Here is a 24,102-nt window from a genome sequence, read left to right as displayed (position 1 = left end):
TTGATTACTAAAGGCAAGCAAAATTATGTTTCCCAATCGTCGAGGAGAAAGAGTTCCTAGTGTCACTTTTCATACTCGTGTGGACAACCAGTGGGTAGATGTGACAACCGATCAATTGTTTGCTAATAAGACAGTGGTCGTCTTCTCCTTACCAGGTGCTTATACACCGACTTGTTCATCAACTCATCTCCCTGGTTATAACGAATTGTCCGGGGTTTTCAAAGAAAATGGAGTTGATGACATTATCTGTATTTCTGTCAATGATGCCTTTGTAATGAACGAATGGGCAAAGGATCAAGAAGCAGAAAATGTTACACTTATTCCCGATGGTAATGGTGAATTTACTGAAGGAATGGGGATGCTGGTAGATAAATCAGACTTGGGATTTGGAAAGCGATCGTGGCGCTATTCTATGCTGGTAAGAGATGGTGTAATTAACCAAATGTTTATTGAGCCAGACGAGCCAGGAGATCCCTTTAAGGTATCCGATGCTGAAACAATGCTTAGATACATCAACCCCCAAGCAGTGAAGCCCGAAGTAGTTTCTCTGTTTGCCAAAGTCGGTTGTCCCTTCTGTGCCCGTGCTAAGGCGATGCTCAAGGAACATGGCATTAACTACGAAGAAATTACCTTGGGTAAGGATATCACCACACGGTCGTTAAAAGCAGTTACCGGTGCGACAACAGTTCCCCAAGTGTTTATCGATGGTAAATTAATTGGTGGTTCTGAGGCATTAGAAGCCTACTTCACTGCTAAATAGTTTTCACTAGGGGCGCACAGATGTGCGTCCCTACAACGTATTCAAAGATCGCCCTTGGATGATTGAGTTTTAGCAACGGCGATCGCGTTCTAAATCATAAATCACTTTCTCCAAATACCATTCATCCGATTCACCCTGATGCCTCTGGCGCTGCTGTTTGAGTAATCGTTCGGCTGTTGTCGCATCACCGTTAAGTAAAATCAGTAAACGTTTTTGCAGTTTTCTGTTTTTCGGGTTACTGAAGTATGGCTTAGAACCCAATACGTTTCAGTTAAAGCCAAAAACCTTGATACACGTAGGTTGGGTTGAGGAACGAAACCCAACATTTGGCGGGTTTGTTGGGTTTCGCTGTCGCTCAACCCAACCTACAATTTTCCTTAACTGAACCGTATTGGCTTAGAACCCTTGCCCCGTGGTTGAGATGACCACAGTTTGATTAAGGCAAGTGATAAGCTGATGATCAGAACCACCACAATCAATCCCATACTTCTTGAAATTAAGTAGTTATCACCTTATATTCTGTAAAAATATTACTTTTATAACATCAGTGATTTTTTGGATGTTTTCGTGGTTAAACTGAAAACATCTAAATAGCATAGTCGCATTAAATCAAATTCTTGTAGGGTCGTGTTGATTCTGACTTCTGACTTCTGAATTCTTCTTCAATCAAAATACAATATGTTTGCTAGAATCCGTCGAATTTTAAACCAATTTTTTAGTAACTCAAGGACAATCAACAACGAACCACTGAATAAAGTAAGTTTGATTGTCATTATTTTAATTGATATCTTTATTTTGATTAATGTTTTTACCGGACTCGATGATATTAGTAGATGGCATATCAGCCCGACTGAGGCTTATCCATGTTATTCAGAGTGGCAAAATTACCGGACAAAAACCACTCAAGATAAAGATTATGAAATTGTTAAACTTTCATTGCCAGATAATCTGAATAATCAACTCAGTTTTCAACGAAACTATCAACAAGCCGAAGCAGGACATCTGGGTAAGGTTTCTAAAACGTGTTTGCAATATGCCGACTACAAAGATAAAATTAACAATCCTGACAAGCAGCAAATCATCAAAACTATTGATCAGAAACAAGCGAAAATCAGTTCGCTTGAACAAGCAAATCGCACTATTAAAGCACAATATGACTCAACGTTATTAGAAAAAATTGCAGGTCAGGGTCGTGAACAATCAATTAATCAAGTCAGTGCTGAAAAAGCTAAACAGACATTAGAACAAAATAATCGCCAAATTTCTACCCTTAAACAAGAAAATTCTACTCTTAAAAATGAACTGCTTACCAAACCAGAAAGTATTAGTTTTATAGCCTTTCTTAAAGATGATAATCAATTCCGAGAAGTTGACAAAGGCTATCAGCAGGCATCATTTTGGTATCCAAGTATTCAGCTTGCTTTTCAGTCCCTCTTTCTTTTACCGTTGATTGTCATTGCTTTATCAGTTAACAAATTTGCCCAAAGAAGAGGATTTGGACTGATCTCGCTAATTAGCTGGCATTTGCTAGTCATCTTTTTTATCCCACTAATCGTTAAAATATTTGAATTTCTTCAAATCGGGGCAATATTTAAATTTCTCTTCGATATTATTAGCGCCCTTTTTGGTGGTTTACTTTTCCTGATCAATTATGCTTATATTTTGTTAATTCCAATTATCGGTTTTGGAATTATCCAGTTTTTTCAAAAAGTTGTATTTAATGTTAAAGTCCAGGCAGCTAGCAGAGTCCAAAAATCACGTTGTGTAAATTGCGCCAAGAAAATTCGACAACTTGATATCTACTGTCCGCACTGTGGTTATTATCAAGATATTGAATGTCAAAACTGTCATAATCTGACTTATAAACATTTGCCCTATTGTAAACATTGTGGAGCTTCTCAAAATACGAGTATTTTGTAATCGGTGAAGTCATGAAACTTTTGACAAAAACTATCTCCTGATAGATGACATGGATAAACAACTTCTACGTTAATTGATGACAACAAACTTAATATGGAAAAAGTGAAAAAAGCCAATATAGAGAGTCAGTCGCCTCTTTCTTTTCTCAAAAACTTGTTGATTGCCCGTTGGCGATCGCTCCTACTCCTGTTGATAGGAGTATACTTACCTTTGCAGATTTTTGAAATTCTGACAGTCAAGATATGGGAGAATAAAGCTGGCTTCCCGTGGGATGTGCCTATTCTGTTAGCAGTTCATTCTACAGCAAACCCACAGCTTGATGTTTTAGCCGTGACGCTAGCGAGAATTGGAGAGCCTTGGGCGGCGATACCGATTTTAGGTGCGATCGCACTTATATTATTACTTCAAAAACGCTGGCGATCGCTAGCTTATTTACTCACCGTCTCAGCAGGAAGTGTGATCATCAACCGCACAGCAAAGGAATTAATGCATCGAGTGCGTCCACAATTGTGGCAGTCCATTGCACCTGAGTCTAGTTTTGCCTTTCCCAGTGGTCATGCTATGGCGAGTATAACTGTAGTAGCAATTTTGCTATTCTTAACTTGGGATAGCTCCTGGCGCTGGTTGGTTCTGATCTTCGGCAGCTTATACATAATAGCTATTGGGTGGTGTCGTCTCTATCTGGGGGTACATTTTCCCAGTGACGTTCTCGCGGGTTGGATGGTTGCATTAGGTTGGACAATTGGCGTCAGTCTAATTATTAAACCCTATAAAACTATAGCCAAATCATTAGATGGCGATCGCCCTAAAGATGAAACTACCTTACTCCCTGAAGAAAAAGAGTTGATCACCAAGGAGTAATATTATGTCCGCTTAAAGGCTTATTGTTTAGGCTGACGCACTATAACCTTTTCTTAATAGCCTGACTGGTAAAATAAGATTGTTTTTCTCAGCGCTCTCTGTGCCTCTGCGGTTTAAAAGTGATTTATTTAACCGTAGAGGCGCACATAGCACAGAGAGAAGAGGTTAAAGAAGAATTTATATACTAAAATTTTCGCCCACCTTGAAACGGCTACCTTTTCTTAGTCGTCTTTAGACGAATGAGTGCTATTAGACTCAGAATTCATTCTGAGGCGGGCTAGATGAGAATAAAATAGCCCTGGCTTTCTTGGTAGATGCATTGATTACTCATGCGTCTACAATCTCTTGTGATCCGTTCGGGTAAGTTCTCAATAATACAAAAAATATTCTGCCATCTTGATATACATGTAAAAAAAAGAGGTATTAAATTTGACTATTTTAGAATTTTCATTCCTAATTTGGATTGGTTCATTTAGCGCTGGCTTGTTAGGGGCGCTAACTGGGTTAGGAGGTGGAGTAGTAATTGTTCCCTTATTAACTTCGGTATTTGGCGTTGATATTCGCTATGCTGTTGGTGCCTCACTAGTATCTGTAATCGCTACTTCTTTGGGTGCAGCATCTACCTATATTAAAAAAGGCTATACCAATTTGCGATTGGGAATGTTTTTAGAAGTAGCCACAACCATTGGTGCGATCGCAGGAGCAATAATCGCAACTTTTGTTTCTGTCAAAGCCCTAACTATTGTACTAGCGATCGTCCTCATTTATTCAGCATACCTTTCACAACGACCCAGAATAGAACATATTGAAGATGAAGTACCAGATGCGATCGCAAATTATCTGAAACTGAATGGTACTTATCCAACTCCTGATGGAGTAATGTCTTATCAAGTTCATTCAGTACCAATGGGATTTGGAATGATGTTAATAGCTGGGGTGCTTTCTGGGTTGCTTGGTATTGGTTCTGGTGGATTCAAGGTATTGGCGATGGATCAAGCCATGCGTTTACCCTTCAAAGTTTCTACCACCACTAGCAATTTTATGATCGGCGTCACAGCAGCAGCATCAGCTGGAGTTTACCTAGCACGCGGCTATATCGATCCAGGATTATCTATGCCGGTGATGTTGGGGGTATTACCTGGTGCTTTCTTGGGCGCACGAATTTTGACAGGCGCGAAAACGCAAATTTTGAGAATTATCTTCAGTGTTGTGCTAGTGGTAATGGCTTTGAAAATGGTCTACAACAGTTTAATAGGGGGGCTTTAAAATGTATAAATTTAATAGTAGCTTTCGCTGGACATTCCTGGCACAACCTGATATTGAAGTGGTTACACTAACCTTACCGAAGAAAGATATAGACTCTAATATCGAACAATTAGAACAGCCCAGTAACACAGTAGCACAATTGCCTAATAGCTGTGACATTGATGTTAACAAGAATTTGACAAAAACATCAAGTGAGCAGCAATTGGAATATTTGCTCAGTAATCTTATGAAATATGGCGTTTTAATAGCTAGTGCTGTCGTTTTACTGGGGGGTATACTCTACTTGATTCATCACGGTGCTGAACCTGCTGAATATCACTTTTTTCGGGGAGAACCATCGGAATTTCGCTCACCAACAGGTGTAGTAAAAGCAGTTTTTTCAGGTAGCGATGCCTACGACGGGCTACGCCTACGCGCCATTATTCAACTCGGACTTTTACTGCTAATTGCTACTCCAATTGTCCGCGTTTTTATTTCCTTATTGGCTTTCCTAATACAGCGAGAATTTATCTATGTCATTGTTACTTTATTAGTAATGACTAGTCTGATTTACAGTCTTGTAGGAGCATATTATTAAGAATATTAAAAAAAGGGTAAAATCAACCTTTTACCCTTACCAAAAGTTCATTTATTAGACCTATTACGAGCCTTGTAAAAGGTCATTTATTGAACTTATACTCTGTTTAATTTGTTCTAAAAGAGAAGTTTTTAAGAAGTCAAAACTTACCGTTGAAATATTAAATAATCCCAAAGCATATAATAAGCTCGAAATCCCAATAAATAGAGCTAAAAATCTGCCAAAAAAACCGGGATTAATTTCAATAAAACCTAATTTAGATTGCCCAATGACAGCAATCGTTATAAAAACAATTCCTGCTATTAAAAAGGTGCTATTTGGAGTTAAATCTGTCATTTTCCTATTAAGATGCCTCAGTAATTTTATTGTAGCTATTATTAATTAAAATTTCTGCCCCGGCTATATGCAAAATAAAAATTTTGCTACTCAACATCGACTTACCCCAGTCTAAAGAGGCTTTAGCTATTGCAGTATCGGTGTTGGATCTCATCGTCTGCTATAATTTCTATAGATATATTTTGATTTTGAAACCTATTGAGCGAGAAATAGCGGTGATTGTCTCAATTGCGTTTAAATCGTTATATTTAGCTTAGATACCAAAGAACAAACTCAGATTTTGCAAGATGCGATGTCTACGACGGGCTATGACGCTCGCGGACTCGCTAACGCAACGCTTACGGCGTCGCACTCATGCATCTCTGATCTAAATCAGCGCTAAACAGCACGGCGTAAATAAACCACCCATTCCAAATCAACGAAACTCTTACGCTGTATTGAATGCGTGAATGCGTTAATGCGTGACTTCCGCCTTGCGGTACTAGACTTTGGTTTAGTTTATATATTAAACTACACTAAGTCGATAAGAATAGTGGGTTTTTATGGAAAGCGTCCAAAACGTCAGCCAAGAGTTGAATGTAGCAGGAGACACAACTCTGGAGGACTTACAACAGCCAACTCCAAAAGAGTTCAAAAAAGACATTTTCAAAAAACTCAGAGGTGGATTTTTTCTAGTACTGGGATATTTATTGTCACCACTATGTTGGTGGAATGACTTACTATTTAATTTGCCAATAGCTTATGGTTTTGGGTATGCATGTAGTTTACTTTCCCCAAAATTACTTTTACCTTGTTCAATTATCGGATATTGGCTCTCTAATATTGTGGGAATTCTCTTGATGCAATTCGGTTCTAAAGACATTTTTCAAAAAGAACCTCAAGAGCATAACCTGAAAAAAGAATTAATCAGTGGTCTAATTTCTTCAACAGCTTATACCGTCTTGATTATACTATTGATCCAGTTGAAGATTCTCGATTCTCCCATTTTATTTGCCAACGGTTAATTTAGTTGATCGCGTTTCTACATAACAAACAGATCCCCGACTTCTTCAAGAAGTCGGGGATCTGATCCTCTCAGTAGAGAGCAAATCATTAAGAAGAATATCAATTTTTATCAAATTTTAAAATTTCACTTAAATTAAACAATTTTGGAGCCTCCTTACTGACAATTAATGGTAGCTTCCCATTCCATTTTTCTATTGCTTGCCTTTGCAGAATTTCGGGAGTTAAACCATCACGTAATAATCTGTGCGCTTCAGCCTCTCCTTTTGCTAAATTAACTTTTGCTTCAGCCTCTTTTGTTGCTTTTAAGGCGATAAACTCTGCTTGCTTTGCTTCTTGTTCAGCAATCTGCTTCGCCTCCACCGCCTCACCAAATCTTTCTGAAAAATGGACATGAACTAGAGAAATATCATCAACTGCAACGTGATAGTTACCCAGGCGTGTGGACAAAGCATCATCTACTCCACCTTTGACTTCTCCTCGTTTAGTAATAATTTCTTCAGCAGTATATTTTGCCATTACTGCTTTTAGTACTTCCTCAACTGCTGGATTAATAATGCGAATAACTACATCTTGTTCATCTCCAATTTCTTGAAAAATGGCATTTGCTTGCTGGGGAATAATATGCCAATTTAGAGCAACATCAGTAAAAACATTTTGTAAATCTTTGGAAGAAGCCTCAGCCGAAATTTCCTGCTTTTGGACTCGAATACTCAACTTTTTCACAGTATTAACTACAGGAATAATTAAGTGAAGTCCTTCACCTAATATCTGGTTTTGTACTTCACCAAATTTCATCAATACACCACGTTCACCTGCATTTACAATCACACAAGGCGTGAGAAAGAGAGTTATCAGGAACAAAAGAGCAGTCAGTTTACCGGCACTGTTAAAAGTTGGATTTTTTTTCATCTGTGTGAAACATCTATGCGTCTTGGATAGAGACACATATTTAGGAGTTGTAAGCTTCTTCCCGTCATCCTCTTATAACTTTGCCTCTAAGTCAATTTTCATATCACTCTAGCCAAGGTAACAAATCAGTATTTACCTCGTTCCCAGTCTCCGACTGGGAATGCCCCTAATTGAGGCTCCGCCTACCTTACTGGCGGCAGAGCCGCAATGAACAGCATTTCCAGCCTCTGGCTGGAAACGAGGTTTAAAAGGGGTTTTAGCTTAACTTGACAACAATGGGCAATGCCGTATACCTCATTCAAATGAGAATCACTATAGTAAAGGTTAGAGTAGCTTTATTTTTACATAAATTACTCTAATGACATAGAAAAACCGTAGTATTTAAAAAGGTAAGTTTGCCCTCGGTTTAGATCACTCTCCAGATAAGACTGCGTAGGTTTTGCCTAAAAAATAACTCCAATGTCAGGGTTAATTTTCGTTAAAAACTCTTCCCCATCTTGAATTTATCCCAGAAAATGGTGGAAGCTTCGAGAATAACCTTTTCTCTCATCGCGTTTGAAAGCTGTCACAAAACTATCGGCTAAAACTTATTGCGATGTGTGTGTCGTCGGTGTAGCTGCCAGGATTGAGTCGAAAACGCGCATGTTCCAGGTATCGACTCAAATCATTGTTAACGATTATCTTGTCAGCATATTCAAAGCCTGCACCGTAAGCATCTGCGTAGGCGTAGCCCGCCGTAGGCATCGCTAACTCTAGCAGCATATTGGTACTAAATTAAAAATCGACGCGCCAGAAAAAAGCTAGAAACTGATTTAGCATCTACCGATTCTCCCTCCAGAATCGCTTTCTCTAATTCTTCAGGAGTCAAAAACACAGTTTCGATATCCTCGTCTCCATCTTGTGGTGGTGGTGTTTCCAGCTTTTCCAAGTCTCGCGCCAGAAAAGCATAGATAATTTCATCAGAATAGCCGGGAGCTAAGAAAAATTCGCCTAATTTGTCCCATTTTTTGGCACTATAGCCAGTTTCTTCTTCAATCTCACGCTGTATCGTCTCTAAAGGTTCTTCACCTGCTTCCACAGTTCCCGCCGGAAATTCTAATATCCGTCCCTGAATTGCAAAACGATACTGGCGCACGAGTACAAGTTTACCCTCTGGCGTTATCGGCACAGCTAAAGCGCCACCAGGGTGACGAATACATTCCCATTCTCCTTCTGATTTATTAGGCAAACGCAAGCGATTAACTTCAAAATCAAATTTGCGTCCTTTATAAAACAGGCGTTGTCTTAGTAGTTGTGGTAATTCTCTACCTAATGGCATAATAAAATCTGATTATCTGTGAATACAGAGGTGAAATCAGCGTTCTTCTGCGTTTAAGGATGGTATTTTTAATTGCCCATCAATAAATGTACATCAGAACAGTCTACCTCTTTCAGCAGTTCTTTAATAACATACCCGGATACTGGTTCTATCCAATCTGGGGCAATTTCTGCCAGTGGTACTAACACAAAGGCCCGATCCCGCATTCTGGGATGCGGAATCTGGAGATTTGGTGTATCCAGAATAATGTCATCAAATAGTAACAAATCCAAATCTAGGATTCGTGGCCCCCAGCGTTCCTGACGCACACGCCCAAATTGTTGTTCAATTCCTAACAAAATTTCTAATAACTGCTGGGCTGTGATTTCTACCTGCAATGTGACGCAGCCATTTAGGTAATCTGGCTGTGGTGGCCCGACAGCTTTAGTTTGGTACCAATTGGATCTGGCTTCTAAGAAAATACCTGGCGTTTTAGCTAAAATCTCTATAGCTGCTTCTAAAATTGTTTGTGAATCGCCGATATTACTACCAAGAGCAACGGCGCTTCTTCTTAGCTCTGCTTTGGCGTCGTTCGCCTTAAGTAAGCTGGGTTCGGGCTGTCTTTGGGGATACTTCGGTATACCTGTTCCAGAAAATGCCAATAATTTTTATATTCCGAATAATTATCAAAGTTGCAATTTTTTTTACAAAGCTCAATTAACCAAATCTAAAAAACATTATTTTTTTATAGTGAATTTAGTTAATTATTTATAGGATATTATACTAACACAGAGGTAGTGCTATAATCCCAAAGCTGATTAATGGTAGCGAAAAACAGATTTCTGTATCTGATGCTAGCTGGAAAAGATTGGGACAATTCAGCAAGAACAAAGTCCGGCTAATTAAACGCTCTACCGGACTAATTGTCACCGCGACTAAAGTCGCTTGAGGCATGTTTCCTCTCAGGTCTAAAGACACTGAGTTTCCAGAGTTACCAGTATTTTTATGAGAGCTTACCACCAGCACATCTGGCGCAGGCGAGGCAGTTACTTAGCAAATGAAAATTTTACCATCTAGGATGAAGTCCAATCAGGCAACTCGTGGTAAACCACTCTATCGTCGCATCTGGTTTTGGGCAGGCTTGGGTGTAGGTGGTGGGATAGTTGCCTTAATCTACGGCATCAGTTTAATAGATCGAACTTTGCCAGATCAGGCACAGTTGAATGCCGTGGTTAGAGAGCAAACACTGACGATCAAAGCTGCTGATGGAACTATATTACAACAACAAGGTGAAACGGGCAGAGAACAGCTAAAGCTGGAACAAATACCAGATAATTTAAAAAAAGCTTTCATCGCCTCAGAAGATAGAAGATTTAAGCAACACAACGGATTTGATCCTCAAGGGATTGCTAGAGCCGGTTTGAATAATTTGCGATCGCAAGGTGTGGTTGAAGGTGCTAGCACTATCACCCAACAGCTAGCGCGGATTCTGTTTTTGAAGCAAGAACAGACAATCTGGCGCAAACTCAAGGAAATCCGCCTAGCACAAAAAATGGAGAATGAATTAACCAAAGATCAGATTTTAGAGCGCTACCTAAATCTGGTTTATTTGGGAGGTGGAGCTTATGGTGTGGCAGATGCATCAAGAGTATACTTTAGTAAAACGCCAGACCAGCTTTCTTTAGCCGAAATGGCAACGATTGCTGGATTAGCACCTGCTCCTAGCTTATACGCTCCAGACAAGAATCCCGAAGCTGCGAAACGGCGGCGGGACTTGGTATTGCTACGGATGCAAGAAGATAAAATAATTACGCCAGAACAAAAGCAGGCAGCAGTCCAAGAACCACTGACTCTCAAAACCAGTTTACCCAAGCGACTGGAAGTAGAATCACCCTACTTTACCAGCTACATTCAAAAAGAATTGCCGAAGTATGTTTCTGCTAACGTGCTAAAAAGTGAGGGATTAGTAGTAGAAACTACGCTAAACCCGACTTGGCAGAAAGTCGCAGAAGAGGCGGTTGCCAAAACGCTGCGAAATCAAGGACGCTGGGAGAACTTTAAACAAGGAGCAATGGTAGCAATTGACCCCCGCAGTGGTGAAATTAAGGCAATGGTTGGGGGAAAAGACTTTGGTAAAAACCAGTTTAATCGGGTTACTCAGGCACAACGGCAGCCAGGATCGACATTTAAAGGGTTTGTATATGCCACTGCGATCGCTAGCGGTAAAAGCCCCTATGATAGCTATGAAGATGCGCCTTTTGTCGTAGATGGCTACGAACCGAAAAACTATAGTGAAAGGTTTCGGGGTTCCATGAACATCCGAGACGCCCTCACCCGCTCTATTAATATTATTGCGGTGAAGGTGTTGATTGATGTAGGATTTACGCCAACGATTAAACTTGCCCATGATATGGGAATAAAATCTGAACTCAAGCCCACCTATTCCTTGGCTCTTGGCTCAAATGAAGTTAATCTGTTGGAATTGACTAGCGCCTATGGCAGCTTTGCAACTCAGGGATTGCACACAGAACCTCATGGTATTACTCGCATCCTCAACCGCCAAGGCAAGGTGATCTGGTCAGCTAATTTCAAGCCACAACGGGTTCTTGACGCTGACAGTGCCGCCATCATGAGTTGGATGTTACGCAACGTTGTAGAAGCGGGAACTGGTGCGGCTGCTCAATTAGGTAATAGACCAGTTGCAGGCAAAACCGGCACTTCCGACGAAGCCCGTGATTTATGGTTTATTGGCTACATTCCCCAGATGGTGACAGGGGTTTGGCTAGGTAACGATAATAACCGCCCGACATACGGCAGTAGTGGTAGTGCTGCTTACACCTGGCACGAATTTATGGAAAAAGCGGCAGAAGGGATGCCGGTAGAAAAGTTTCCCAAACGTCCCAAGTTAGAAGGTCGTAAAGGCACTATTAAAGCACAGGCTATCAAGCCCAAGCAAGTGCTAAATCGTTCTATTTCCTCTAATGATGACTCAGAAGCAGAAAGTGCTAGAAATTCTGAGGAGAGTGGTTCATCTAGGAGACGTAGGAGGAGGAGGTATTCTCAAGAAGAACAGCAATCAAGCGATTATACCCCAAGACGGAGAAGACGCGATCGCACTCAAGAATCAACTTCCACTAACTCTTCTTCAGAGTCATCTACTTCACGGCGGCGGCGCTCTAGAAGAGTAGAATCTGATTCTTCTCCCGCGCCTCGAAGAAGTCGGCGATCTTCCTCTCCCGCAAATAATTCCGGTTCTTCCGGTTCTTCATCATCACAACCATCCTGGCGGGATAAACTTAGACCTTCTAACTAATGAAGAGTGGGCATTGGGCAAAAGAGTGCTGAGTTAGGAGTTAGGAGTTAGGAGTTAGGAGTTAGGAGTTAGGAGTTAGGAGTTAGGAGTTAGGAGTTAGGAGTTAGGAGTTAGGAGTTAGGAGTTAGGAGTTAGGAGTTAGGAGTTAGGAGTTAGGAGTTAGGAGTTAGGAGTTAGGAGTTAGGAGTTATTCTCACCCCTGCCCCCCGCCCCCTACCCCCTGCCCTCTGCCCCCCATCCTATTTTCTATGCAATATGAAGTTGCTGAAACTAAACTCCAGAGGGATGTTAAGTGATACGCTCATTCTATAGTGTGTCAAGTAGTGTTACTTAACATTGGAGAATATACTCATGCATATATTGATGCAGGCAGCAGATTCAATCGCAACAAATGGGACTCATTTTCCTTTTGCTTTCACCTTGGTGTATGTCGTTGGTTTTATTGCTGCTGTAACCATTGGTTCAATAGCTTGGTACAACTCAAAACGCCCCGCAGGTTGGGAAAGCAAAGAGCGTCCTGATTTTGTGCCTAAGGTTGAAAAAGAAGAAACTCCGGGTCTGGGTGATCCGAAGCCATAATTTAGTCATTAGTTATTAGACTATGGACTTTTGACTATGATTAGTTTTGCACGTCAACCCAACGACGGTAAAGCTTTTGAATTTGTTTGAGAAGTGCAGTGTGAGCCGGTTGAGTTGAATCATTCGGCTTCGCTATATCCTGTAATTCCGTCAAGAGTCTGGCTTCTTCGACGGCAACTTCGCCATCGCTATAAATTAAGCCACTAATTGCTTCAATCAGATTTTCACAATCTTCATGGCTGGGGCGATCGCCTAAATACTCCCGCACCCAGTCATAGCATTCTTTTGGCTGTACAGGAACTAATTCGTATAGCCAAGGCTTAATTTCTGGATCGCTAGCTAAACCTTTTGCTTGAGCTATTTCGCGGAGATATTGCCGTTCTTCTGGTTGGATTCTGCCATCGATCCAGGCGGCTCCAATCAGGATTTTAACTAAGTTTTTGACATTGGAAGGGGTAACCATTGCTGCCTCCTCTGGTAGATTCAGGCCACCACCAAATCGTACAATCCCAAACAGTATTCACTCGGAATTATTGGTTTTTCTTAAGCGCACCATAAAAAAGCCATCCATGTCTTGTCTATGGGGCCAGACTTTAAACCAACCTTGAGGGGTGCTATATGCAGAAGCAGGCACCTCAACGCTGTTTGGAGACTCAATTTGCCAATCGGGTGACTTGGCTAAAAATGCCGAAATTACTTCTTCATTTTCTGCTGGATGCAATGTACAAGTGGCATAAACTAATACACCACCAGCTTTGACAAAAGTTGATGTATGTGTTAATAATTCTTTTTGCAGATCCGAAAGTTCGCGGACAGATTCTGGTGTCTGTCGCCAACGAGCATCAGCATGACGGTGCATGGTTCCTAGTCCAGAACATGGAGCATCCAATAATACACGGTCTGCGGTGTTTTGAAATTGGTTGAAGTGGCGACTGTCACCAGTGCAAATTTGAATAGATTGTAAATTTAGCCGTTGAGAATTTTCTTGGAGTTTGCGAAGACGAGAAGGAGTGCGATCGCAAGCCCAAATTTTTCCCTTATCTGCCATTAACTCAGCGATGTGGGTTGTTTTACCCCCTGGTGCAGCACAGGCATCAATTACCACCTCACCAGGTTGGGGGTCGAGCAAATGACTTACCAATTGGGCGCTACTATCTTGTACAGTCCACCACCCTTCTTTGAAACCAGGTATTTTTTGAATTGACCCACTATTACCAATCAATCGTAAAGCTTGGGGTAAATGAGGAATCCGTCTCACCAAAATACCAGCAGATTGCAAAGCCGCCTCAACTTCTTCGATGGAAGTGCGAAGGGGGTTGATACGCAAGTCAATTGTTGGTGATTGGTTCATCCATTCACACAATTGTTCTGTCTGGGCCAAACCCAGTTGTTCTAACCAAACTTGAATAATCCAGTCAGGAAAGCTGTGTAAAATACCCAAGCGTTCCACTGGGTTTTCGGGAAGTTGTAAAGAATCGAAATAGGGGAGTGGGGAATGGGGGAGTAAGAATGAGTTTTTCTCCTCTGCCCCTCTGCTCCCCTGCCCCCCTGCTTTTCTAAGATACTGGCGTAATAGACCGTTAACAAAACCTGTAAGTCCAGAAAAACCGTTTTCTTTAGCGAGTTGGACGGTGGTATTAACAGCAGCTGAGGGGGGAATCCGCTCTTGATAGCGCAGTTGATAGAAGCCTAGATGTAAGATGGTGCGAAGGTCTTGTGGTTGTTGGTGAGATTTCTTTTTGGCGAGTTGATCGATGAGAGTATCAAGAGTGCGCTGCCTTCTGACACTCCCATAAACCAATTCTGTCAGCAAGCGGCGATCGCAATCAGCCAAATTAACTTTTTGCAGCACTCTATCTAGGGCAACATCAGCATAAGCCCCCTTGTGAACATCTCGTAGGGCGATAAAAGCTAGTTGACGGGGGTTTGTCATGGAAAAATGATTCAGGAGTCAGAAGGCTTTTGTATTCTAACTCCCAACTCCCAACTCCCAACTCCCAACTCCCAACTCCCAACTCCCAACTCCCAACTCCCAACTCCCAACTCCTAACTCCTAACTCCTAACTCCTAACTTCCCTATCAAGTCATATACGGGTCAACACTGGCGATTTCAAACTCACATGCTCTAGAAACCTGTTCTGCTGGTAATTTACCAAAGCTGATTAATGGTAAATAAGTGGGGTTTGCCATCAGTTCTTTTGCTAATAAGAACCCAGTAATTGTCCAAGTTTGATATTTCCTAGCTTGTTTGCCAATTAGTCGCCCTTTCTTACCGTCGTAATATTCTGGCCATTCATCTGTACTGAGGCGTCCTTGGGCAGTTTCAATAGCCTTTTGTGCAAGACTTATTTTGTTAGTTTTCACTGCCGCCGCCGCTAACATCCACATTAAAACTGGCCAACTACCAGCATTATGATACGACCAGGGGATATTTTTGGGGTCACATCCAGTTACAATTCTGTATTCTTCATGTTCCAAAGCTGGGAAACAAATTTTCATTGGCATATCTCCCACCAAATCATCCCATCGATCCTCAATGAGAGTCATAATCCCTTGTGACTGTTCTTCGGTGGCTAAGTCTGAAATGATTGCCATTAAGTTTCCGAGTGAAAAGAAGCGAGTATCTAGCTGCGACGGCCCGACATTACCTGCTAGATAACCACCTTTTTTTGGCAGCCACTTATCTAATTCATAATAGGGAACAGAATCTACATATATGTTGAACAGATTAACGGCACCCTTGCCATATTCTTCACTTTTGAAGCGATAAATTGCATTCAGGCGATTAATATCTATCCAATAATGCTGGCGAATATGAGCGCATAAAAGAGGCAAACGGTTATCAATGGCTGCAACAATATCGGAATTACCTTGGCAAACTAGCAGTTCACGAGATGCACGCAATGCCGTGTAAAAGAGGACTTGTAGTTCTAGAGGATGCCCATAAATGCCCATACGACGGTCAATCATACAAGCACCATCTGGAACCAACAGCGTTGGGTACATATCAAAACGATTCGCCAAGCAGATTTCCATGATTAACCTGATGCCATTTTGGAATTCAGGTTGATAGGCTAGAGAAAAATCTTCTGTGGCAATTACATAAGCACGCAATAAAATAATCCACCATAAGCAAGAATCTACGGGTGTAACTCTAGCGATCGCATGTTCACCAAAATCAGCCTCTAAATATTCTTGCCCATTTTCTGATACAACTTTAAAGCTAGCTGGGATTAATCCTCGCCCAGGTTTATATGCATCTAATGCCCTTTCTTTAGGTTGCAACTTTAAGGTTTCTTCTAAGAAATTGCGAACAATATCTGTTCTACCTTTGATCAGAAAAATTAGAGCTGAAGATACAAAATCCCGAACAAAGCACTGGTCATAATTGAGCGCCTCTACAGATGCATCATAAGCGGCTACTGTCCCAACAGGACGCCCCTGATAATAGAGAATTGATTTTTCTAGTGTTCGCCAAGCTTCTTCGACTTCTTTTAAATTTTCAGTAGTTTCCAATTCGTTTAGGTGCATCGCCAGAATAGCTCCATAAGGATTGTGAATTTGTGGTAGATGCGTCTTCATTTATTATTTTTGCCATTCTCAGCATAACAAAAACGATTCTTTGAATAGCAAATATAATTTAGAGAAAAATTAATCAACTCAGAATAAATAAACCTGCTGACATAGATGCAGCTTTATTGCTAGTTAATTTGCTTATAATGTATTAATCTTTTGGTGAATTCTAATTGTTGTTCCTCACCGCCAGCAGTAACATGATTTAAAAAACAGTCACACAAGATATATTTTTAGATTATTTATTGTTCCGTTTCATGTACAGAATCTTTGCTTTACCAAATAAAAACATATCTTCAGTGCTGTTTAGGATTTGCATGAAGTTAAAACTGGTTGCAGTATATTTACTTGAGCCGGATTAGTTTTTGACACTAAGAGGTCAGATTATTACCCTATAATCTAATAATTTATAACGTTTTTTTAAAATATGCAAGATGAGTGCTTGAAAAAGTTCAGATGTCAATACACCTTAAGAGTTATATATTTTACCCTACTGACATTTGTAAGCGTTTAACTGCTCCTGAAATTCTTTATAAGCTTGATTAATTGCTTGCATTGAGGCTTTTGCAATTGTAGAACCGTTGACATCAGGATGATACAATCTTGCTAATCTAAGGTAAGCAATTTTGATATCTTTGGGGCGATCGCTCTGATTTACACCCAAGACTTCCCACCATTCCCCAGATAATTCAGAGTCGAGAGTAAATTGACTCCAAATCTTGATGCTTCCGCCATTACCGCCACTTACCAGCGTCTTGCCATCAGGACTGAAAGTAACGGGATTAAACCCAGAAAGATTTTGTATTAGTTCCCCAGTGTGGAAATTCCAAAGTTTGATCATACCGTCTCTGCTGGCACTGGCGAGGGTTTTTCCATCGGGGCTGATGGCAACAGACAAAACCGCCGTTGAGTGTCCAGTCAGAGTGGAGAGTAATTTTCCAGTTTGGAGATTCCACAGCTTTATTGTGGCGTCTGTGCTACCGCTAATAAGAGTTTGACTGTTAGGACTGATGGCAACTGTATTTACTGCTCCTAAATGTTCAGTGAGAATGTAGCGCTGTTGCCAAGTTTTGATATCCCAAAGCCTAATAGTTTTATCAGCACTACTGCTTGCAAGAATTTTACCATCGGGACTAATAGTAACAGACAAAACTGCATCTGAATGTCCATTCAAAGTGCGTTTTATTGTTCTCGTGTAGCGTCCCCAAATTCTTATAGTTTTATCGGCACTACCACTAGCAAGAATTGCGCCATCTGGACTGTAGGCAATCGAGTTAACAAAACCATTATGACTGTAGGGATTTAAATAAAAGAATGTATGGTGAAATTTTTTTGTGTCCATCTGCCAAGTGCTGATTTTGCGATCGACACTACCACTTGCAATCTGCTGTCCATCAGGGCTGATAGCAACAGATAAAACTGCTTCTGCTTGTCCAGAAAACGTGTAAAGCCATTTTCCGGTTTTCAAGTTCCACAAATTAACTTGTCTGTCATCACTGCCACTGATTAAAGTATTACCATCAGGACTGATAGCGATCGCATTAACTGCCGCTAAGTGACTTTTGAGTGTGCGTACACATCTCCAAGTTTCAGGTAGCTGGGTTGTCAGAGATATTTTTTCTGCTTCAATATTGGGAATAGAAGGTTTAGGGGTAACAAATTCTGATTTTTTCTTGAATTCAGCCTTAAGTGCTTGTAACTCATCTTCGACTTGCAAAATAGTAAATTTTTGGTTGAGATCCTCACCAGATAAAAATGCTTCTAATTCCATCACTACTTCGGAATAGTAATCCATCAGCAAAACTTTCTCTTCCATCCGCTCAAAAAGCTGTGCTGGACTTTCGCTAATTTCAGATTCATCTAACAGTTTGGCAATACCATAGGCGGCGAGTCCCACCACTGCACCAATTCCCGCCATCGGTACTGCACCAATCCCAAATGCCAGCCCTACTTTAGGTGCAATTAAACCCATACCACCGACGACGCTATAAACACCAGCACCGCCGACTGCACCAATTCCCATTGTAGCGAAAGCCGCTGCATCTCCCTGTGCGATCGCATTAATTGCACCGTAAACAGCTGCACCAGCCACAGCGCCAGCAGCCGCTACAGGAGTTGCACCAATTCCAACTGCACCAAATCCGCCTGCTAGTCCCATCCCGCCTACCGTTGCGGAAATACCAGCACCTGCTATGGTTCCGCCTGCAATGAATGCTGCACCTGTTTTAGAGTTTTGTGTCACTGCCTAATGTTTTCTTGAAATTTTCTAGAGTCATCAGATTTTGTCTGAGTACAGCTACTGTTGCTTGCTGCTGTTGAAGCTGAGTTAGAAGAATAAGCACAATTTTATTTTGAACTTTTTTATTAACTACAGCTTGAAGGGCTAAATCATCATCATTGTTTTTCAAAGCGTCCTGAACTTTTTCGTTCCAGTATTTAGTTTCTTTCTGGGCTTTTTCAAAATCTCTCTCAATACCTTCTTGATTAGCAACAGCGCTGTTGACAGCTTTTTTTGTCTCATTAATAGCCTCTGCTAAAAGCACTTTTCTGTCTTTTTTAGCTTTAGTTTGCTCTTGAGGTTTAGGTGATAGCATTAATGCTTTAAGTTGCTGTAATTCATCATCAACCCACACATCAATATCTTCATGTTCAAGCTTAATGAATGTCGGTGAAAACTCACTGTTACTAGGCTTGCTACTTAATACCTCATTCTGTGCTTCTGAAACCTTTTGCTCCCAAGATTTCAAACTAATTTTAATTGCGTCTACTTGTGGTTGTTGCTCCCCTACAAGTTTTTTTAGTCTACTAGCAATTGCTTGGTATCGTTCCTTTTGGAATTTTACTTGATTAATTAAATTCTGATTACTTCCTTGTACAGCAAGTTGATATTCTTGTTCCCATTTATCAGCTTCTGCTTGAGCTTTCGCATAATCTCGTTGAGCAATTTCTTGGGCTACTCTGGAGTGGCTTGCTCCTTCGCGTAACTTTCGTAGCGCATCCTGTGACGATTGATTTTGGTCGTAAAGTCCCATAAATTTATCTGAGTAGGCTTATTACCCAGAGCGTAGACTAATTAACACTGTTACGTCCTCGTAAAAATTACTTAAGCCTTGACTTTTGCTTTTAATGCTACGTCAGGAAATATGACCAGTCTAAGCCGTCTTCGGCATCTCCATTAAATTCAGTAAATTGAAAATCTTTTTCTGTTGATTCATTATTTCCAGAAAACATACCAAGCCGCATTATCCGCTTTTGAATTTGAGTTTTTTTCTTCTAAAAAAGTTACAATGACACGGCTTTCTGATACATCAGATGGTAATTCTGAAAGTTCTATATTACCGTTCTTATACACTTCTTCAATGGATTGCAACATTAGTATTTACCCAATTTGTATTCATATAAATTATAAAGTTAATACTAAAAAGATGCCGATTTGCTTAAAAATATCAAATTTTTGGACTGCACTGGCGCTAACTGCTGCTATGCGTTGCTTCCCCATGTTCCAGCTTATCTGCTAAGACACGCAGTGCTAATGCTTGAACTCTTGCAACAGCTTCTTCCTTTGTCTGCCCATAAGCCAGTACACCAGGAAAACCAAGAACTTCAGCCAAAAAGCGTCCATCGTGTTCTTGTTCAATCTCTATCGTCAAGTTCATAGCGAGTGACGGTATTGTAATAAAAGCGATTCCTGAAATAAAACAAAAAATTTATATGACTTCTGTTGATTCTAGCAAGCACAAAAAAGCCAGAGCCTTAAAATCTACCAGCCGCCGCCCTGCTAAAGAACTCTGTAGCGAGTGTGGACTATGCGATACATACTATATTCACTATGTCAAGGAAGCCTGTGCTTTTATTAATCAGCAGATAGGCGAACTTGAAGAAGAAACGCACACGCGATCGCGCCATCTCGAAAACCCCGATGAACTCTACTTTGGTGTTCACCAAGACATGATGGCGGCGCGGAAGCAACAGCCCATCGAAGGCGCACAATGGACGGGTATTGTTAGCAGCATCGCCATTGAAATGCTCAATCGCGGCATGGTTGAAGGTGTCGTCTGTGTGCAAAATACCAAAGAAGACCGCTTTCAACCCATGCCCATCATCGCCCGGACTCCAGAAGAAATACTAGCAGCGCGGGTAAATAAACCAACACTTTCCCCCAACCTTTCTGTGTTGGAACAAGTAGAAAAATCGGGAATGAAGCGGCTGTTGGTAATTGGTGTTGGTTGTCAAATCCAAGCGCTACGAGCCGTAGAAAAACAACTTGGCTTAGAAAAGCTGTATGTTTTGGGTACGCCCTGCGTAGATAATGTTAACCGCGCCGGACTGCAAAAATTCTTAGAAACCACCAGCCGATCGCCTGATACAGTTGTGCATTACGAATTTATGCAAGACTTCCGGGTTCACTTCAAACATCAGGATGGCTCATCAGAAACAGTGCCTTTCTTTGGCTTGAAGACTAACAAACTCAAAGATGTTTTTGCCCCATCTTGTATGAGTTGCTTTGATTACGTCAACTCCCTAGCCGATTTAGTCGTTGGCTACATGGGCGCACCCTTCGGCTGGCAATGGATTGTAGTTAGAAATGATACAGGTAAGGAAATGCTGGATTTGGTAAAAGACCAGTTAGATACTCAACCAGTAACGTCTAAAGGCAACCGGAAGGAAGCTGTACAGCAAAGTATTCCCGCTTACGATAAAGGCGTTACCCTCCCGATGTGGGCAGCAAAACTGATGGGTGTGGTGATCGAAAAAATCGGCCCCAAGGGTTTAGAATATGCGCGGTTTTCCATTGATTCTCACTTTACTCGGAATTATTTGTATGTAAAGCGAAATCATCCAGAGAAATTAGAAGCGCATGTTCCAGAGTTTGCCAAGCGGATTGTTGGGCAATATAAATTACCAGAATAAAAATAGGGCATTGGGCATTGGGCATTGCTTATTCCCTTTGCCACTCCCCACTCAATTATAATTACTAGCTTGACGAGCGAACATCAAGTGATACTGTCTGTCTAGTGGTATAAGTGTGATCGCACTGATATCAAGCTAATAGCAGACATTAGCTATCACATTATTTTGCTCATGTAAGTGACACACCAGTACTTAATCATCAGGGTATTGCTAACCTAGCTGCTGTATTCACACACATGTCAGTCTGTCTAGTAATCTTAGGAATACCACAAACAAGATTTAATTCTTCTGTAGCTAATCGTCTGACCCGCAAGAAAGTCAAATTACCGAAGTGGTAGCACAGGCGGTAAATAATGTCGAAATTGGTAAAACTTTGTGGATTACAGAAAATTCAGTTAAGCAAGCTTTGAAAAGGATGTTCCGCAAGTTGGAAGTTGCAAATCGTACTGAGATAGTGGCGCGGCTGCGTAATATAAAGATAATAAGTAAGTAAAAGCTTTTTGATAAATTAACGATCTTCACTATAAAGAAAAATATTATCATTATCTATCTCTATATCGGGATATAAAGTAGTTAATTCTTCTGTTATATGGCAGTGGTAGTTTTTTATAGGAATTTCAATAATTTTATTACGTATTAATATAGCAAACAAATATTGAAACAATGAAATACTACGAGGAATTTTTTGAGATGGAGTCGAGTTAATTTCTGTTTTTATATTTTCAATAATTTTTTGAATATTGTTTTCTTGGTTTGCATCAACAGCAAGACGATATAAGTTATCACAAAAACGATTCATATCTTTTGGCTGTAGTTCATCAGGAATTTTACCTTTTTCAAATAGCTTATTAATTTCACTGGCTAACTTACGTTTTATTTTTATATCAGGATAATTATTTTCTTGGATAATAAGAGAGGTTTGTTCAAAAGCCAGAATAAGCGTATCTAGTTGTTCAACATTTGCTTTAATTTGTGCTGCTAAACGTAATTTTCTCCAGTCAATTTCAGAGTTTTTATATACCAGATCATGAGTTGAAACTGACCATGCGTGTTCAAAAGCGCTTTTAATCTGAATTTCAAAAATAACATTATAAATACTTAATTTATCATCTATATTTATGGCATAATTTTTTTTGATTTGAGCATATATTCTAGTAGAATCAAACCTAAAAATATCTGGTGCTTTTTTATTTTGTCCTCTTTTAACTGTTCGAGCAATCTCAAAAGCATTTTTACAAAATTGTATAACTTCTTCTTCATGGGATAAAGTTGGTATTATAACTGTGCAAGCAAATAAATCGTCTAACGCCGACCATTTTTTAAATCTACCTGTTTCAATTTTTTCAGCCAGAGATTCAACACTTTTAATGCGCGAAATAAAAGCATATCCTTTGTTTTCACAAAAGTTTACCAATGTTGATTTAACCATTTCTGAAACTCTTTTAACAAAAGGGCTGTATTCGTTATATTTACGTTCTAGTATAGAAGGATAAATCATAAATCTAATAGTTTCATAAATTTATATTTCCCTGAATCACCGATTTCATAATTGTAATTCTAGTTTTTCTTGTTCCTGCATCTGTAAATGAAAATTTAACAGCGTTATAATAGTCTAGTGCATTTTTTTGGTATTCTGTTAGTGAATCTTTAGACTGATTTTTTAATTCTGCATCTCCAACTAATTTCAGAAAGTCATTAATTCTTTCACCAATATCTTTATTTATCATAAATTTATTATCCATTTCACGATTTAACTCAGCAATAGCACCAAATAAAGAGTAAAAATCAGCTTGGTTTTTCAATCTGGTTTTAGATAGATTTATATCTTGTGATAAATCTAATATCTCTTTTATATATTTAACAGTATTACGAAACTGATTTTCGATTTCCTCTTTCACTTCCCAGTTAATATCTCGGTCACTAAATGCTTTATCAAGATATTCTTGACTATAAGCTCTAACACCTTCTTCTAGAAATAGTAATAGTTGAGCTACCATTTCAACGTCTTTCATTTGTTTTTTGGATTTTCGGTCAATTGTTGGAAAAGTTCCACCTAAATAATCAAACATCCAGCTAGTTAATTCTTCTACGGTAGTAATGAAATCTCCGTTAAACTTTGCATGACGAAGTTCCTGAGGGGTTAATTTAATTACATTACGATTTATTCGATCAAATATATTACCAATTATTTTTTCGTCAGATGATGGTACATATTCTATAGCAAACTGATATTTCCAAAAGTTCTGTTTATCTTCAGGATCGAAATCTTTGAAATATTTACCACGTAATCTTGCAATCGTAGCTTTTTCATACACAGGAAATTCATTTTTTGCAAATTCAAACAAAGTAGATAATCTTTGTTTACCATCAACTATACTAACTTTAGATACTCCTTCAGGAGTAATCTCTTGATAGATAAATATTGCAGGCGCAGGATAGCCATTAAGTACAGTATCAACAAAAAAATCTTTATAATCTTGATTCCAAACACTACGTCTTTGATAAGGTGGATCAAGCTCAAGGAGCTTTCTATTATAAAGATCCCAAAACCAAGAAATAGTTTGAAAGTTAATTGTCCTACTCATTAGTATCCTTAGTATTATAGTTTGGTTTGTATTTAATCTATCGTAGCTATTAACTAGCTTTTCTTTTCAACGAGATTCAATCAAAGGGAAGGGGCTAGGGCAGTTAGGTTTGTGAGGCTTTGGTGTTACGAAAAATACTTTTCAAACATTCTCTTAGCTCGACTTTATCCAAAATTAAGAACTCGGTTTTCTTTATCCGGCAAAAACCCT

Annotated in this window: 26 protein-coding genes and 1 pseudogene; 10 read left to right on the top strand and 17 right to left on the bottom strand. The window is 39.9% G+C overall.

All coding sequences use genetic code 11. The features are described from left to right. The first annotated feature begins 25 nt into the window (after window positions 1–25). Entirely contained in the window at window positions 26–760 is a 735-nt protein-coding gene (locus D1367_RS22410; protein ID WP_118168314.1) for a glutathione peroxidase, read from the top strand. A 69-nt stretch (window positions 761–829) separates the two neighbouring features. Here D1367_RS22410 and D1367_RS22405 read toward each other — a convergent pair whose 3' ends face one another. Next, window positions 830–1,021, bottom strand: coding sequence for a hypothetical protein (locus D1367_RS22405; RefSeq protein WP_118168313.1), 192 nt, complete (start codon window positions 1,019–1,021; stop codon window positions 830–832). Between the two features lie 417 nt (window positions 1,022–1,438). On the opposite strand from D1367_RS22405, the gene D1367_RS22400 reads away from it, so the two are divergent. From D1367_RS22400 to D1367_RS22385, 4 genes are all read left to right on the top strand, one after another. Next, window positions 1,439–2,680, top strand: a complete 1,242-nt coding sequence (locus tag D1367_RS22400; protein ID WP_118168312.1) for a hypothetical protein — start codon at window positions 1,439–1,441, stop codon at window positions 2,678–2,680. A gap of 93 nt (window positions 2,681–2,773) precedes the next feature. Further along, window positions 2,774–3,541, top strand: a complete 768-nt coding sequence (locus D1367_RS22395) for a phosphatase PAP2 family protein (RefSeq protein WP_118168311.1) — start codon at window positions 2,774–2,776, stop codon at window positions 3,539–3,541. 429 nt (window positions 3,542–3,970) lie between these two features. Further along, window positions 3,971–4,807: a sulfite exporter TauE/SafE family protein gene (locus D1367_RS22390; RefSeq protein ID WP_118168310.1), complete on the top strand. Its 837-nt coding sequence runs from the start codon at window positions 3,971–3,973 to the stop codon at window positions 4,805–4,807. A gap of 1 nt (window position 4,808) precedes the next feature. Continuing rightward, entirely contained in the window at window positions 4,809–5,384 is a 576-nt protein-coding gene (locus D1367_RS22385; RefSeq protein WP_118168309.1) for a DUF1634 domain-containing protein, read from the top strand. Between the two features lie 63 nt (window positions 5,385–5,447). On the opposite strand, the gene D1367_RS22380 is transcribed toward D1367_RS22385, so the two are convergent. Together D1367_RS22380 and D1367_RS31135 are read right to left on the bottom strand one after the other, a co-directional pair. Beyond that, window positions 5,448–5,720, bottom strand: coding sequence for a hypothetical protein (locus D1367_RS22380; RefSeq protein WP_225892175.1), 273 nt, complete (start codon window positions 5,718–5,720; stop codon window positions 5,448–5,450). A gap of 7 nt (window positions 5,721–5,727) precedes the next feature. Then, on the bottom strand, window positions 5,728–5,874 hold the full coding sequence (locus D1367_RS31135) for a hypothetical protein (protein WP_181984925.1): 147 nt from the start codon (window positions 5,872–5,874) through the stop codon (window positions 5,728–5,730). A gap of 388 nt (window positions 5,875–6,262) precedes the next feature. On the opposite strand from D1367_RS31135, the gene D1367_RS22375 reads away from it, so the two are divergent. Then, window positions 6,263–6,724: a DUF7980 family protein gene (locus tag D1367_RS22375; protein ID WP_118168307.1), complete on the top strand. Its 462-nt coding sequence runs from the start codon at window positions 6,263–6,265 to the stop codon at window positions 6,722–6,724. A 100-nt stretch (window positions 6,725–6,824) separates the two neighbouring features. Here the strand turns inward: D1367_RS22375 and D1367_RS22370 are convergent, their stop codons facing one another. The 5 genes from D1367_RS22370 to D1367_RS31130 all read right to left on the bottom strand — a co-directional run bounded on the left by D1367_RS22370 (window position 6,825) and on the right by D1367_RS31130 (window position 9,885). Then, a complete protein-coding gene (locus D1367_RS22370) occupies window positions 6,825–7,634 on the bottom strand; it encodes a prohibitin family protein (protein WP_118168306.1) in 810 nt (269 codons plus the stop codon). 573 nt (window positions 7,635–8,207) lie between these two features. Continuing rightward, complete coding sequence (locus D1367_RS22365) at window positions 8,208–8,396, bottom strand: ADP-ribosylglycohydrolase family protein (RefSeq protein ID WP_228674773.1); 189 nt, start codon at window positions 8,394–8,396, stop codon at window positions 8,208–8,210. A gap of 7 nt (window positions 8,397–8,403) precedes the next feature. Then, window positions 8,404–8,952: an NUDIX hydrolase gene (locus tag D1367_RS22360; protein WP_118168305.1), complete on the bottom strand. Its 549-nt coding sequence runs from the start codon at window positions 8,950–8,952 to the stop codon at window positions 8,404–8,406. A 68-nt stretch (window positions 8,953–9,020) separates the two neighbouring features. Further along, a complete protein-coding gene (gene folK, locus D1367_RS22355; RefSeq protein WP_267255628.1) occupies window positions 9,021–9,593 on the bottom strand; it encodes a 2-amino-4-hydroxy-6-hydroxymethyldihydropteridine diphosphokinase in 573 nt (190 codons plus the stop codon). 121 nt (window positions 9,594–9,714) lie between these two features. Then, entirely contained in the window at window positions 9,715–9,885 is a 171-nt protein-coding gene (locus tag D1367_RS31130; protein ID WP_181984924.1) for a hypothetical protein, read from the bottom strand. 23 nt (window positions 9,886–9,908) lie between these two features. On the opposite strand from D1367_RS31130, the pseudogene D1367_RS22350 reads away from it, so the two are divergent. Next, a pseudogene (locus tag D1367_RS22350) lies at window positions 9,909–12,244 on the top strand (transglycosylase domain-containing protein). Between the two features lie 351 nt (window positions 12,245–12,595). Then, the gene (gene psb35 / locus D1367_RS22345; RefSeq protein ID WP_118168304.1) at window positions 12,596–12,823 is read left to right on the top strand and encodes a photosystem II assembly protein Psb35; all 228 of its coding nucleotides are present in this window, start codon (window positions 12,596–12,598) and stop codon (window positions 12,821–12,823) included. Window positions 12,824–12,863: 40 nt separating this feature from the next. Here psb35 and D1367_RS22340 read toward each other — a convergent pair whose 3' ends face one another. The 7 genes from D1367_RS22340 to D1367_RS22310 all read right to left on the bottom strand — a co-directional run bounded on the left by D1367_RS22340 (window position 12,864) and on the right by D1367_RS22310 (window position 20,052). Then, window positions 12,864–13,286 carry a tellurite resistance TerB family protein gene (locus tag D1367_RS22340; RefSeq protein WP_118168303.1) on the bottom strand — a complete coding sequence of 141 codons (423 nt, stop codon included), beginning with the start codon at window positions 13,284–13,286 and terminating at the stop codon, window positions 12,864–12,866. 57 nt (window positions 13,287–13,343) lie between these two features. Next, window positions 13,344–14,756, bottom strand: a complete 1,413-nt coding sequence (locus D1367_RS22335) for a 16S rRNA (cytosine(967)-C(5))-methyltransferase (RefSeq protein WP_118168302.1) — start codon at window positions 14,754–14,756, stop codon at window positions 13,344–13,346. Between the two features lie 146 nt (window positions 14,757–14,902). After that, on the bottom strand, window positions 14,903–16,354 hold the full coding sequence (locus D1367_RS22330; RefSeq protein ID WP_118171621.1) for a glycoside hydrolase 100 family protein: 1,452 nt from the start codon (window positions 16,352–16,354) through the stop codon (window positions 14,903–14,905). 532 nt (window positions 16,355–16,886) lie between these two features. Then, window positions 16,887–18,638 (bottom strand): DnaJ domain-containing protein, encoded by a 1,752-nt coding sequence (locus tag D1367_RS22325; RefSeq protein WP_118168301.1) that lies wholly within the window; start codon window positions 18,636–18,638, stop codon window positions 16,887–16,889. Then, window positions 18,622–19,428, bottom strand: coding sequence for a PspA/IM30 family protein (locus tag D1367_RS22320; protein ID WP_118168300.1), 807 nt, complete (start codon window positions 19,426–19,428; stop codon window positions 18,622–18,624). Before D1367_RS22320 ends, D1367_RS22325 begins: the two co-directional genes overlap by 17 nt. 182 nt (window positions 19,429–19,610) lie before the next feature. Next, window positions 19,611–19,769 (bottom strand): hypothetical protein, encoded by a 159-nt coding sequence (locus tag D1367_RS22315; RefSeq protein ID WP_410477566.1) that lies wholly within the window; start codon window positions 19,767–19,769, stop codon window positions 19,611–19,613. A 97-nt stretch (window positions 19,770–19,866) separates the two neighbouring features. After that, the gene (locus tag D1367_RS22310; protein ID WP_118168299.1) at window positions 19,867–20,052 is read right to left on the bottom strand and encodes a type II toxin-antitoxin system HicB family antitoxin; all 186 of its coding nucleotides are present in this window, start codon (window positions 20,050–20,052) and stop codon (window positions 19,867–19,869) included. A gap of 55 nt (window positions 20,053–20,107) precedes the next feature. Here D1367_RS22310 and D1367_RS22305 point away from each other — a divergent pair, with 55 nt between their 5' ends. Continuing rightward, entirely contained in the window at window positions 20,108–21,307 is a 1,200-nt protein-coding gene (locus tag D1367_RS22305) for a Coenzyme F420 hydrogenase/dehydrogenase, beta subunit C-terminal domain (RefSeq protein WP_118168298.1), read from the top strand. Between the two features lie 331 nt (window positions 21,308–21,638). Beyond that, window positions 21,639–21,800, top strand: coding sequence for a helix-turn-helix transcriptional regulator (locus D1367_RS32350; protein ID WP_244944956.1), 162 nt, complete (start codon window positions 21,639–21,641; stop codon window positions 21,798–21,800). 15 nt (window positions 21,801–21,815) lie between these two features. Here the strand turns inward: D1367_RS32350 and D1367_RS22295 are convergent, their stop codons facing one another. Together D1367_RS22295 and D1367_RS22290 are read right to left on the bottom strand one after the other, a co-directional pair. After that, the gene (locus tag D1367_RS22295; RefSeq protein ID WP_118168296.1) at window positions 21,816–22,805 is read right to left on the bottom strand and encodes a nucleotidyltransferase family protein; all 990 of its coding nucleotides are present in this window, start codon (window positions 22,803–22,805) and stop codon (window positions 21,816–21,818) included. A gap of 13 nt (window positions 22,806–22,818) precedes the next feature. Then, the gene (locus tag D1367_RS22290; protein ID WP_118168295.1) at window positions 22,819–23,892 is read right to left on the bottom strand and encodes a DUF262 domain-containing protein; all 1,074 of its coding nucleotides are present in this window, start codon (window positions 23,890–23,892) and stop codon (window positions 22,819–22,821) included. Window positions 23,893–24,102 lie beyond the last annotated feature (210 nt).

The sequence above is a fragment of the Nostoc sphaeroides genome (assembly GCF_003443655.1).
GTDB lineage: Bacteria > Cyanobacteriota > Cyanobacteriia > Cyanobacteriales > Nostocaceae > Nostoc > Nostoc sphaeroides.
The sequence above is the reverse complement of the archived record's forward strand: the minus strand, read 5'-3'. Positions and strand labels throughout refer to the sequence as shown.

Coding starts and splice junctions, on each gene's coding strand:
- D1367_RS22410 (WP_118168314.1), top strand. CDS start 26: ATGTTTCCCAATCGTCGAGGAGAAAGAGTTCCTAGTGTCACTTTTCAT.
- D1367_RS22400 (WP_118168312.1), top strand. CDS start 1,439: ATGTTTGCTAGAATCCGTCGAATTTTAAACCAATTTTTTAGTAACTCA.
- D1367_RS22395 (WP_118168311.1), top strand. CDS start 2,774: ATGGAAAAAGTGAAAAAAGCCAATATAGAGAGTCAGTCGCCTCTTTCT.
- D1367_RS22385 (WP_118168309.1), top strand. CDS start 4,809: ATGTATAAATTTAATAGTAGCTTTCGCTGGACATTCCTGGCACAACCT.
- D1367_RS22380 (WP_225892175.1), bottom strand. CDS start 5,720: ATGACAGATTTAACTCCAAATAGCACCTTTTTAATAGCAGGAATTGTT.
- D1367_RS31135 (WP_181984925.1), bottom strand. CDS start 5,874: ATGAGATCCAACACCGATACTGCAATAGCTAAAGCCTCTTTAGACTGG.
- D1367_RS22375 (WP_118168307.1), top strand. CDS start 6,263: ATGGAAAGCGTCCAAAACGTCAGCCAAGAGTTGAATGTAGCAGGAGAC.
- D1367_RS22370 (WP_118168306.1), bottom strand. CDS start 7,634: ATGAAAAAAAATCCAACTTTTAACAGTGCCGGTAAACTGACTGCTCTT.
- D1367_RS22365 (WP_228674773.1), bottom strand. CDS start 8,396: ATGCTGCTAGAGTTAGCGATGCCTACGGCGGGCTACGCCTACGCAGAT.
- D1367_RS22360 (WP_118168305.1), bottom strand. CDS start 8,952: ATGCCATTAGGTAGAGAATTACCACAACTACTAAGACAACGCCTGTTT.
- D1367_RS31130 (WP_181984924.1), bottom strand. CDS start 9,885: ATGCCTCAAGCGACTTTAGTCGCGGTGACAATTAGTCCGGTAGAGCGT.
- psb35 (WP_118168304.1), top strand. CDS start 12,596: ATGCATATATTGATGCAGGCAGCAGATTCAATCGCAACAAATGGGACT.
- D1367_RS22340 (WP_118168303.1), bottom strand. CDS start 13,286: ATGGTTACCCCTTCCAATGTCAAAAACTTAGTTAAAATCCTGATTGGA.
- D1367_RS22335 (WP_118168302.1), bottom strand. CDS start 14,756: ATGACAAACCCCCGTCAACTAGCTTTTATCGCCCTACGAGATGTTCAC.
- D1367_RS22330 (WP_118171621.1), bottom strand. CDS start 16,354: ATGCACCTAAACGAATTGGAAACTACTGAAAATTTAAAAGAAGTCGAA.
- D1367_RS22320 (WP_118168300.1), bottom strand. CDS start 19,428: ATGGGACTTTACGACCAAAATCAATCGTCACAGGATGCGCTACGAAAG.
- D1367_RS22315 (WP_410477566.1), bottom strand. CDS start 19,769: ATGTTGCAATCCATTGAAGAAGTGTATAAGAACGGTAATATAGAACTT.
- D1367_RS22310 (WP_118168299.1), bottom strand. CDS start 20,052: ATGAACTTGACGATAGAGATTGAACAAGAACACGATGGACGCTTTTTG.
- D1367_RS22305 (WP_118168298.1), top strand. CDS start 20,108: ATGACTTCTGTTGATTCTAGCAAGCACAAAAAAGCCAGAGCCTTAAAA.
- D1367_RS22295 (WP_118168296.1), bottom strand. CDS start 22,805: ATGATTTATCCTTCTATACTAGAACGTAAATATAACGAATACAGCCCT.
- D1367_RS22290 (WP_118168295.1), bottom strand. CDS start 23,892: ATGAGTAGGACAATTAACTTTCAAACTATTTCTTGGTTTTGGGATCTT.